This is a genomic window from Paenibacillus sp. A3, assembly GCF_001399685.1.
GTDB lineage: Bacteria > Bacillota > Bacilli > Paenibacillales > NBRC-103111 > Paenibacillus_G.
Genome location: NZ_JTHN01000111.1, coordinates 58448 through 67324, shown reverse-complemented (window position 1 = coordinate 67324; position 8877 = coordinate 58448). Strand labels below are relative to the sequence as shown.

General features: G+C 55.8%; 13 protein-coding genes. 1 reads left to right on the top strand and 12 read right to left on the bottom strand.

Features of this window, described 5'->3' with window-relative positions:
- Positions 1-54: 54 nt before the first annotated feature.
- The 4 genes from gatB to QJ48_RS17630 form a co-directional block, all read right to left on the bottom strand.
- Entirely contained in the window at positions 55-1503 is a 1449-nt protein-coding gene (gene gatB, locus QJ48_RS17645) for an Asp-tRNA(Asn)/Glu-tRNA(Gln) amidotransferase subunit GatB (RefSeq protein ID WP_054974864.1), read from the bottom strand.
- Positions 1504-1522: 19 nt separating this feature from the next.
- Positions 1523-2980: an Asp-tRNA(Asn)/Glu-tRNA(Gln) amidotransferase subunit GatA gene (gatA, locus tag QJ48_RS17640; protein ID WP_054974863.1), complete on the bottom strand. Its 1458-nt coding sequence runs from the start codon at positions 2978-2980 to the stop codon at positions 1523-1525.
- A gap of 42 nt (positions 2981-3022) precedes the next feature.
- On the bottom strand, positions 3023-3310 hold the full coding sequence (gatC, locus tag QJ48_RS17635; RefSeq protein ID WP_054974862.1) for an Asp-tRNA(Asn)/Glu-tRNA(Gln) amidotransferase subunit GatC: 288 nt from the start codon (positions 3308-3310) through the stop codon (positions 3023-3025).
- A 172-nt stretch (positions 3311-3482) separates the two neighbouring features.
- Positions 3483-3860 (bottom strand): hypothetical protein, encoded by a 378-nt coding sequence (locus QJ48_RS17630; protein ID WP_054974861.1) that lies wholly within the window; start codon positions 3858-3860, stop codon positions 3483-3485.
- Positions 3861-4264: 404 nt separating this feature from the next.
- Here QJ48_RS17630 and QJ48_RS17625 point away from each other — a divergent pair, with 404 nt between their 5' ends.
- Positions 4265-4780, top strand: a complete 516-nt coding sequence (locus QJ48_RS17625) for a YfiT family bacillithiol transferase (RefSeq protein WP_054974860.1) — start codon at positions 4265-4267, stop codon at positions 4778-4780.
- Here QJ48_RS17625 and QJ48_RS17620 read toward each other — a convergent pair.
- The 8 genes from QJ48_RS17620 to QJ48_RS17605 all read right to left on the bottom strand — a co-directional run bounded on the left by QJ48_RS17620 (position 4767) and on the right by QJ48_RS17605 (position 8819).
- Complete coding sequence (locus QJ48_RS17620) at positions 4767-5948, bottom strand: Xaa-Pro peptidase family protein (protein ID WP_054974859.1); 1182 nt, start codon at positions 5946-5948, stop codon at positions 4767-4769. The genes QJ48_RS17625 and QJ48_RS17620 overlap by 14 nt on opposite strands.
- Positions 5949-6051: 103 nt before the next feature.
- On the bottom strand, positions 6052-6633 hold the full coding sequence (locus tag QJ48_RS17615) for a hypothetical protein (protein ID WP_193394459.1): 582 nt from the start codon (positions 6631-6633) through the stop codon (positions 6052-6054).
- Positions 6634-6669: 36 nt separating this feature from the next.
- The gene (locus tag QJ48_RS17610) at positions 6670-7137 is read right to left on the bottom strand and encodes a hypothetical protein (RefSeq protein ID WP_237762956.1); all 468 of its coding nucleotides are present in this window, start codon (positions 7135-7137) and stop codon (positions 6670-6672) included.
- Between the two features lie 13 nt (positions 7138-7150).
- Entirely contained in the window at positions 7151-7312 is a 162-nt protein-coding gene (locus QJ48_RS38145) for a hypothetical protein (protein WP_010502157.1), read from the bottom strand.
- 3 nt (positions 7313-7315) lie between these two features.
- The gene (locus tag QJ48_RS38140; RefSeq protein WP_164828079.1) at positions 7316-7492 is read right to left on the bottom strand and encodes a hypothetical protein; all 177 of its coding nucleotides are present in this window, start codon (positions 7490-7492) and stop codon (positions 7316-7318) included.
- Positions 7493-7521: 29 nt separating this feature from the next.
- Positions 7522-7698, bottom strand: a complete 177-nt coding sequence (locus QJ48_RS38135; protein ID WP_167670325.1) for a hypothetical protein — start codon at positions 7696-7698, stop codon at positions 7522-7524.
- Positions 7699-7728: 30 nt separating this feature from the next.
- Entirely contained in the window at positions 7729-7869 is a 141-nt protein-coding gene (locus QJ48_RS38130) for a hypothetical protein (protein ID WP_010502152.1), read from the bottom strand.
- A 23-nt stretch (positions 7870-7892) separates the two neighbouring features.
- Positions 7893-8819: a hypothetical protein gene (locus tag QJ48_RS17605; RefSeq protein ID WP_054974858.1), complete on the bottom strand. Its 927-nt coding sequence runs from the start codon at positions 8817-8819 to the stop codon at positions 7893-7895.
- Positions 8820-8877: the final 58 nt, after the last annotated feature.

Genomic DNA, 8877 nt, shown 5'->3' with positions numbered 1-8877 from the left:
ACTTTCTCAACACTCTGAGGCTGTCCTCGGGGGACAGCCTCATCATTAAAAGTCTTAACGGTTCAGGACCTCGATAATCAATTTGTTCACCAATCCGGGGTTGGCTTTCCCCTTCGTCTCTTTCATTACTTGACCGACCAGGAAGCCGACAGCTTTCTCTTTGCCCGCTTTGAAGTCTGCCACCGATTGCGGATTGCCCGCAACGATCTGCTCGACGACAGCCAAAATCGCGCCTTCGTCGCTGATCTGCACCAGCCCCTGCTCCTCAACGATCGTCTGCGGAGCTTTGCCCGTTTCCAGCATCGTTTTAAAGACGGTTTTGGCAATTTTGCTGCTGATCGTCCCCTTTTCCATCAGTCCGATCATTTCGCCGAGACCTTTGCCGGTCACTTTGACATCCTGCAGCTCCAGGTTATTCGCGTTCAAGTAGCCGAGCAGATCGCCCATAATCCAGTTGGAGACGGCTTTGGCGTCCTTGGTGAAATTCAAGCTTTCCTCGAAAAAGTCAGCCAGCTTGATCGACGACGTGATGACCTCCGCGTCGTAGCTCGGCAGTCCGTATTCGCTGACGTAGCGCTTCTTGCGGGCGTCCGGCAGCTCGGGAATCGATTCGCGAACGCGCGCTTTCCATGCGTCGTCGATATGCAGCGCCACGAGGTCCGGGTCCGGAAAATAACGATAGTCGTGCGCTTGTTCCTTGCTCCGCATCGTCAGCGTCTTGCCCTGCGCTTCGTCCCAACGGCGCGTTTCCTGTACGACTTTGCCGCCGCTGTCCAGCACGTCCGCCTGACGCCATTCTTCGTATTCCAGTCCGCGCTGTACGCCACGGAACGAGTTCATGTTCTTCAGCTCGGCCTTGGTGCCGAATTCCTTCTGCCCGTAAGGACGCAAGCTGATGTTCGCGTCGCAGCGCAGCGAGCCTTCCTCCATCTTCACGTCGGAAACGTCGCAGTACTGCATGATCGCTTTCAGCTTCTCCAGATACGCACGCGCTTCCTCGGGGGAGCGGAGGTCCGGCTCGGACACGATCTCGATCAGAGGCGTGCCGACGCGGTTAAAGTCGACAAGCGAGGCATGGCCTCCGTCCACGTGCGTCAGCTTGCCCGCATCTTCCTCCAAATGCACGCGCGTAATGCCGATGCGCTTCGTTTCGCCGTTGACCTCGATTTCAATCCAGCCATGCTCGCCGACCGGCTTGTCATACTGCGAAATTTGGTACGCCTTCGGGGAGTCGGGGTAAAAATAGTTTTTGCGGTCGAATTTGCTCTCCGTTGCAATCTGGCAGTTGAGCGCCATCGACGCTTTCATCGCGTACTCCACCGCTTGCTTGTTCAGCACGGGAAGCACGCCGGGGTGTCCGAGACAGATCGGACACGTATGAGTGTTCGGCGGAGCTCCGAAGGCGGTGGAGCAGCCGCAGAAAATTTTGGAGTTCGTGTGCAGTTCAACGTGCACCTCGAGCCCAATGACCGTCTCGTATTTCTTGTCGGTTGCTGCTGTCACTAAAGGTGGCTCCTTTCTATTACAGCTGCGGACGCTGCTTATGGAAGTCGGTTTGCTGCTCGTAAGCGTGAGCGACGCGCAAAATCGTCGATTCGTCCAGCGCCTTGCCGATAATCTGCAATCCGATCGGAAGACCGTCGGCAAATCCGCAAGGAACGTTGATGGCCGGAATGCCGGCGAGGCTGACGGGAATCGTCAAAATATCGTTCAAATACATGGTCAGCGGGTCGTCCGCCTGCGCGCCGATCTTGAAGGCCGGCGTCGGAGCCGTCGGTCCGATAACCACGTCGTATTTTTCGAACACCTGCTCGAAGTCGCGTTTGATCAACGTACGGACTTTTTGCGCCTTCAAGTAGTAGGCATCGTAATAACCAGAGCTAAGCGCGTACGTTCCGAGCATGATGCGGCGCTTCACTTCGTCGCCGAACCCTTGGCTGCGGGATTGAACATACATATCAAGCAAATTTTTCGGATTGTCCGCGCGCACGCCGTAACGTACGCCGTCGAAGCGCGCCAGGTTGGAGGACGCTTCGGAGGAAGCGAGTAAATAATAAGTAGCGACAGCGTATTCCGTATGCGGCAGCGATACTTCTTCCACGATAGCTCCCTGGCCTTCCAGCACCTTCAAAGCGGTCAAGACGGCATCCTTCACCTTCGGGTCGATGCCTTCGCCCAAATACTCCTTCGGGACGGCAATCCGCAGCCCCTGAACGTCACCCGACAAGGCGCTGACGTAATCCGGGATTTCCGTGTTAAGCGACGTGGAATCGAGCGGATCGTGCCCGGCAATCGCCTGGAGCAAATAAGCGCTGTCTTCGACGTTCTTGGTGAGCGGGCCGATTTGATCGAGCGAGGACGCGAACGCGACCAAGCCAAAGCGGGAAACGAGCCCGTAGGTCGGCTTAAGGCCGACAATGCCGCAATATGCAGCAGGTTGGCGGATCGAACCGCCGGTGTCGGAGCCGAGCGAGAAATACACTTCGCCGGCCGCTACCGCCGCTGCAGAGCCGCCGCTGGAGCCGCCCGGAACATATTCGAGATTCCACGGATTGTGCGTCGGATGGAAGCTGGAGTTTTCGTTGGAGCCGCCCATCGCGAACTCGTCCATATTCAGCTTGCCGATGCTGACCGCATCCGCTTCCTTAATCTTCCGAACCGCTGTTCCGTCAAAAATCGGGTTGTAGTTGCGCAAAAATTGGCTCGCGCACGTCGTCGTGACGCCTTCGGTAACCATGTTATCCTTGATGCCGATCGGCAGCCCGAACAGCAACCCGCGCGGTTCGCTGCCGCCTGCTCTGGCGTCCAGCTCCTTCGCCTTCGCACGGGCGTTCTCCTCGTCCAACGTGAGAAACGCCTTCACTTTACCGTCTACAGCGGCAATGCGTTTATACGACTCGTCCACCAGATCGGAGACGGTGATTTCCTTCGCATGAAGCTTGTTATGCAGTTCCTGCAAACGCAAATTAAACAAAGACAAGCACAAGTCCTCCCTTCAGGTTCGCCTCGGTAGATTCCACACTTATTCCAATACGGCAGGCACTTTGATCTGCCCGTCTTCTTCGTCCGGGGCGTTAAGCAGCACTTTCTCAATCGGCAGCGACGGTCTGACCTTGTCTTCGCGCATGACATTGACAAGCGGCATCGCGTGGCTGGTCGGTTCGACATCGTCCGTGTTCAATTGCTCCAGCTGCCCGGCATATTTCAATATGGCGTTCAACTGCTCGGTAAACTGCTCTTTCTCGCGGTCGCTCAGCTCCAGTCGGGCGAGAGCGGCTACATGTTCGACATCCTTCACGGTTATGCTCATTCCTGCACCTCACTCTACTGACAATCATTCTTATTATTATAGCGGAGTTAAGGGTTGAACTCAATTGGGAACGGCGTGATTTTGCCCAAAAGAAAAAGAACCGGCAGCGTCCTTTCAAGGTCGCAACCCGATTCTTTCGGTTCAATCTATCACGTTTCTATTAAATGCTGCTTCAAATCCAAGCCCTCAGATTGACTTGCTTGATGAAGTCTTCCTTGGACTGCACCTCTTTGTTCGTCTCCGCTACGACTTCTTCCGCATCGCCGTTCATTACCCGGCGAAACAGCTCTTCGTTTTTCGTCGCGAGCGCAAAATCGATCAGCGCTTCTCGTTCCAACCGATCCACTTCCTGCTGAATGAGTACTTCCTCCAGCTCGACATCGGCGCCCGGTACGAAGTAATGCTTGTTCACTTTCGGAATCCGAACCACGTAATCGAACACATTGTCCGCATTGCGGTCGTACGCGATAATATATCCATATTCACCGATCGGCAAATTTTGTTCGAAGCTGTCGCCAATAATAACGATCTTCTGTCCCAGACGCAGCATGGACGTTCCCCCTCTTGGTCAACCGGCCCTTGCCTTGGATTCATGCTCTGTTTGCTGATTTAATATAGATCATAGTGTGAGGAATTTGTGTATGATGCAATGAATCTCTCTTGCAACGGTAGCAGAGCGTTTATGATGAATTCTATTAATTTTATCATCTTTTTGAGGGTTAGGCAATGCGGCAAGCCTCGTCCGTGCGAACGAAAAGGATCCTGCTTGTCTAGTGGCAGAAGGGCGTGGACGCTGTTCCGGCCAATCTATCTAAAAGACAGAATTGCTAGGCCAGATTTGGAAGGGATTGGTCTTCAATTATACCTTTTTTGTGCTAAAGTAATAAAAAACATGCTGCCCATTTATTACGTTTGAAAATGAGGAGCAAACAAGCGGAAAGGTGTGGGGTATTTATGACAGACCATTTGAGGTTTCCGATCGGGCAGTACGAAGCTCCGGCAAAGCCGGATGCGGAGACGATTGCGGCTTGGATCGATGATATTGCCCAGCTGCCGCAGCAGGTGAGAATGGCAGTTCAAGGAGCCGATGAGGCTCAGCTTGATACGCCGTACCGGCCGGGAGGATGGACGATGAGGCAAGTCGTTCACCATATGGCGGACAGCCACATGAACAGCTTCATTCGCTTTAAGCTGGCATTGACGGAGGAAGTGCCGGTGATTAAGCCGTACCGGGAGGAACGCTGGGCGGAGCTGCCGGATACCCGGCAAGCCCCGGTCGCGTTATCGCTTGCGCTGCTGGACGCCTTGCACGAACGATGGGTGCTGCTGCTGCGGGGACTCTCGGATGATGAGCTTGCAAGAGAGTTTCGCCACCCGGACAACGGCATCATCCGGCTTGATCAAAATATTGGACTGTACGCTTGGCACGGCAGGCACCATTTGGCGCACATCCGCCTTATAACCGGATGAGCCCTTCCCGCGATACGGTCAGCTTCTCGAAGCCGTTGTCCGTCACCGCGTAGCTGTTCTCAATCCCGACAACCCCTCGCCCGGGGAAGGTGAACTTCGGTTCGATCGCAATAACCATCCCCGGTTCCAGCGGATACCGGAAGCCTTTGGCCAGTACAGGCAGCTCGTCGACCTCCAGACCGATACCGTGTCCTAGAAATTTGACCTGATCGTCGCCGAAGCCCATATAATGCTCGCCAAGCCCTGCTTCCTGGGCCATTCCAAGCGAATGGATGTAGAGCTGCTCGCACAACGTACCGGGCTTCAGCATCGATTCGACGCTGCGGATGATCGCCTCGGATACGTCATATGCCTGCCGCAGGTCGTCCGGCAATTCGCCGATCACGGCCGTCCGGGTCTGGTCGATCACGTATCCGTCGATGCAGCATCCGATATCGATCAGAATCGGCTCGCTCCGCTCAATCTTCCGCCGGCTCACGCTCTGCGGGACTGCCGGACCGAGTCCTTGACCGCCCGCAGGGCCGTCAAAATAGGTCGGCTTGGCAGCAGCTTCGCCTGCGCCGATCACCCCCGTAAGCACTTCTTGGTTATATCCGCGCAAACGCATCACCCCGATGTGTCCGTGCAAACGGATATAGTGCTCGACGGCACTCATCAGCTCCAATTCGGTCGTGCCCGGCTTAAGCTTCGCAAGCGCATCCTCAAGAGCGCCGTCGATGATTCGTGCAGCTTCGCGGATACAAGCGATCTCGCGCGGCGATTTGATCATACGAGTCTCGCGGATCAGCATCGACCCGTCCTTCCACACAACATGCGGGAGCACGCTTTGCAGCCGCTGCCACTGCTGTACGGGCAGCACGTCGAATTCGGCGGCAAGCGTTACGGCGGAGCCGGAGGCAAGCTGCGGAAACGTTTGGGCCAATTGGGCGCCAAAGGCGCGGAACGAGCCGAGCGGCTCTACTGCGGCTGCGGATTCCTCCTGTGCGCGCAAGACGCTGCGGCGGACGTAAAAGCGCGGCTCGCCTTCCGCAGGAACGAGCAGATAACCGGTCTGCATAGAGCCGGTCAAATAATACAAGTCCACATTTTGCGTAATCATCATGCCGTCAAGCTGATGGGCCTGCAGCTTCTGCTGCAAGCGCCCGATACGTTGTGCGTATTCGTTCATGTTCAGTCCCTCCTATGGCAGAAATCCTGTATCTCTACATTACCTGCCGCAACTGGAAAATGCAAAGACAGCCTTGAACGAAAAAGGCCTCGGTCCGCGAGAGTTAGCGGAATCGAACGCTGGCAACGCTGCTGAGCACAGCCGGCTCGCTGCGGGAAAGACCGAGCAAAGGCTGGTTCGTTTCGACGATGGCAACGACGGACGGCCCGTAAATCGTCACCTGAACGCTGCGCGTCGTTTGCTTGGCTGTGCCGGTGTGAACGGTAACCGTTCGCTGAAGCACATAAGGATACGCTGGACTTGTAACAAACTCCAAATGGTGCACAGTGGGAGCTTCGCGAAGATGACTTCCCTCTCCCGGGGTCAGATCGCTGTCCAGCTTCAGGTTCAGCCGAAGGTACCGGTAAAAATCATCCCTCCCCTTCGAACTGTCCCACACAAGCCGGCCGAGCGCCGCCTCCTCCGGCACGATATCCAACGAGGCGGCATGCGTGGCACGGTCAAGCAAGGGTTTGGTTTTGTTCATGCCGTACGTTTGTATCATCCAATTGAACGCAATGACCCAAATAAAAGCGGCTGTCATCATGCCGAGCAAGCCGAACAGAAGCAAGTGCGCGCTCCCCTTTTCGTCCTTCATCAAGCCGTACGCTTCCGTTCTCAACCGACACTGCCATGCCCGCCGCACACGTCTCCCCCTCCTTTTCCGGCATATCGCTTCGAGTTACTCGTAAGCCTCGCTCTTTCCGTAAAGCACCAAATAATAAAACCCTTCGTGGGCCGATGCGTTCCCTCCTCCCCCGATGGCTTTCAGCATGCGGCTCAAATTCGGCGCCGGATACTTGAGAACGAGCTTCACCGTCGGGTCAGCGGCATCGCGAAGCACTTTGTTCCGGGTACTCCCCATATAGGACGGATAGGCCATGCCGTTCACCGTGACGTCCCCCATCCCGAGCGAGGCTAATCTGGCGTTCGTATTGGACTCCACCGTCGGGCTTAAATAGCCGACCGCTTCCATTTCCTTAAGTGCATGATTGGCGATCGTGTTCAGATGATCCGCCTTCATCGTATAGACGAAGAACGGGACGATCGCCAGCGAAAGAAACAGCAGCACAGGCAGTAAGAAGAGCGTTACGAGGACGTTGGCCATCCCCTGCTCGTCCTGCAGAAAAGCAGCGATTTTACTTTTCACTACAACATCACCGTCAATTTGTGACATAATCGAAGCTGCGCACCTGATTCGTAACCGTCGTATGACCGTTGCGGACCTGCTGCTTCAGACCGGCGCCGCCGGCCGGTTGAAAAATATAAATCGAAATGCCGAAAATGAGCACGACCGCCAAACATAACGTAATTAGTTTGCTCATGGTTCAAGGCTGCTTCAAGGTAGCTTCGCCGCTTGTTTGATTGACGGTTGCCTGGGTCACGCTATCGTAAAGTTTCGTTCCCTTGCCCCCTACCGCAGGACCAACCTTCGTTCCGGCTACAAACATAGCCGCTCCGCCAAGCAATACGGTCAATAAGCAGGCAATAACCAGTTTTCCCACAGGGCTCTCATCCTTTTCTGTCGTTTAGATTATGGTGCGGTCGTACTGACGGAGCCGCTGCGTACATCCACCTGCGCTCCCGAGATGCTCGTGTTGAGCTTGCCCCCTTTATCCCCTACTGCCGGACCGACCTTCGTTCCTGCGACGAACATCGCCGCACCGCCCAGCAGGACGGTCAACAAGCAGGCAATGACTAACTTTCCCATGTCTCTCTCCCCTTTGCGATCGTTATCGTCTCATTGAAACGCATGGTTGATTTGCGTGTTCGTCTTCGTTCCCGCCGTTCCGGTCGCCGGAACGATCTGCGCGCCAAGCACATACAGCGTAGCGCCGCCCAGCAGCACCGCCATCAGCATGGCTATTACGATTTTGGACATGTGCGTCCCGCCTTTCCCTGCGTCTAACCTTCGAAGCTTGTCATCAATTGCTCGGATATGGTGACGATCCATGGGTACAAAAACAGCAGAACGATAACGGCGAACGGAATCATGATATAAAAGCTGATCCAAATCGGCGCGTTCTCCAGTTTCCGTTGAATATCTGCGGTCAGCGTCGCTTCGATGCTGGCGGTCTGCTCCTTGAGCACTTTGGCCATTTCGTTCGTATCGGCCTGGCAGACCGCATCCAAAGCGTTAACGAGCGGGAATACTTCCGAGATGCCGACCGCTTCCTTAAAGCGCCAAATGGCGGCCCGTTGGTCTTTGCCCCACATGACCGTCAACTCCTGCAAATGCGGCTTCAACAGCTTGAGCGGCCGTCCGGCGCGAATCAGCATTTCCCGAATGTCCGCCTTCTCGCTGACACAAATCGACAGCCGCTGAGACAGCTTGGCGATTTCGAGCAAATACCCGGTCCGCTTCTGCGCCGCCGCCACATGGACGAACAACTGCGGGGTCCACCAGCCCAAGGCGGCGCAAAGCAGCAGCTTGAGTCCCAAGCCAAACCACGGGCCAAGCCCCGGATTCGCAAGCAAATCGGGGCTTGCCGCCGCTTGAGCCATAAAGCCGACCAACAGCATCATGACAGCGAGCCCTGCGCGAAGCAGACGAAAACGCCGATAGCCCCAATCCGCAGGCAGACCGGCCAGCCGGGCTTTCTCGGCAAACGCGCGCGCCTTGGGACTCAGCGCTTCCTCCTGCCGGTCCATGGCAAGCATTCGATGCTCCCGCCGCTTCAGCGATTCCAGCATCATCGCCAAACGGCTGGCTCTTCCGAAGCGGATGCGTCCGAGAAGCGGAAACCACAGCAGCGCGCTGCCCGCTATGAACAACAGAGCAAACAGCGCTTGAAAGGCCAGCATCCAACCGTTTGAAACCATTCCCATCATAGGGCATTCTCCTTTCCGGGAAGAAGAAATTTGCTTCGCTACAAAAGTTTTGCCGGCC

Excerpts from the sequence above, each read along its gene's own strand:
- gatC (WP_054974862.1), bottom strand. The coding sequence starts at position 3,310 with ATGAGCATAACCGTGAAGGATGTCGAACATGTAGCCGCTCTCGCCCGA.
- QJ48_RS17630 (WP_054974861.1), bottom strand. The coding sequence starts at position 3,860 with ATGCTGCGTCTGGGACAGAAGATCGTTATTATTGGCGACAGCTTCGAA.
- QJ48_RS17625 (WP_054974860.1), top strand. The coding sequence starts at position 4,265 with ATGACAGACCATTTGAGGTTTCCGATCGGGCAGTACGAAGCTCCGGCA.
- QJ48_RS17620 (WP_054974859.1), bottom strand. The coding sequence starts at position 5,948 with ATGAACGAATACGCACAACGTATCGGGCGCTTGCAGCAGAAGCTGCAG.
- QJ48_RS38145 (WP_010502157.1), bottom strand. The coding sequence starts at position 7,312 with ATGAGCAAACTAATTACGTTATGTTTGGCGGTCGTGCTCATTTTCGGC.
- QJ48_RS38135 (WP_167670325.1), bottom strand. The coding sequence starts at position 7,698 with ATGGGAAAGTTAGTCATTGCCTGCTTGTTGACCGTCCTGCTGGGCGGT.
- QJ48_RS38130 (WP_010502152.1), bottom strand. The coding sequence starts at position 7,869 with ATGTCCAAAATCGTAATAGCCATGCTGATGGCGGTGCTGCTGGGCGGC.
- QJ48_RS17605 (WP_054974858.1), bottom strand. The coding sequence starts at position 8,819 with ATGATGGGAATGGTTTCAAACGGTTGGATGCTGGCCTTTCAAGCGCTG.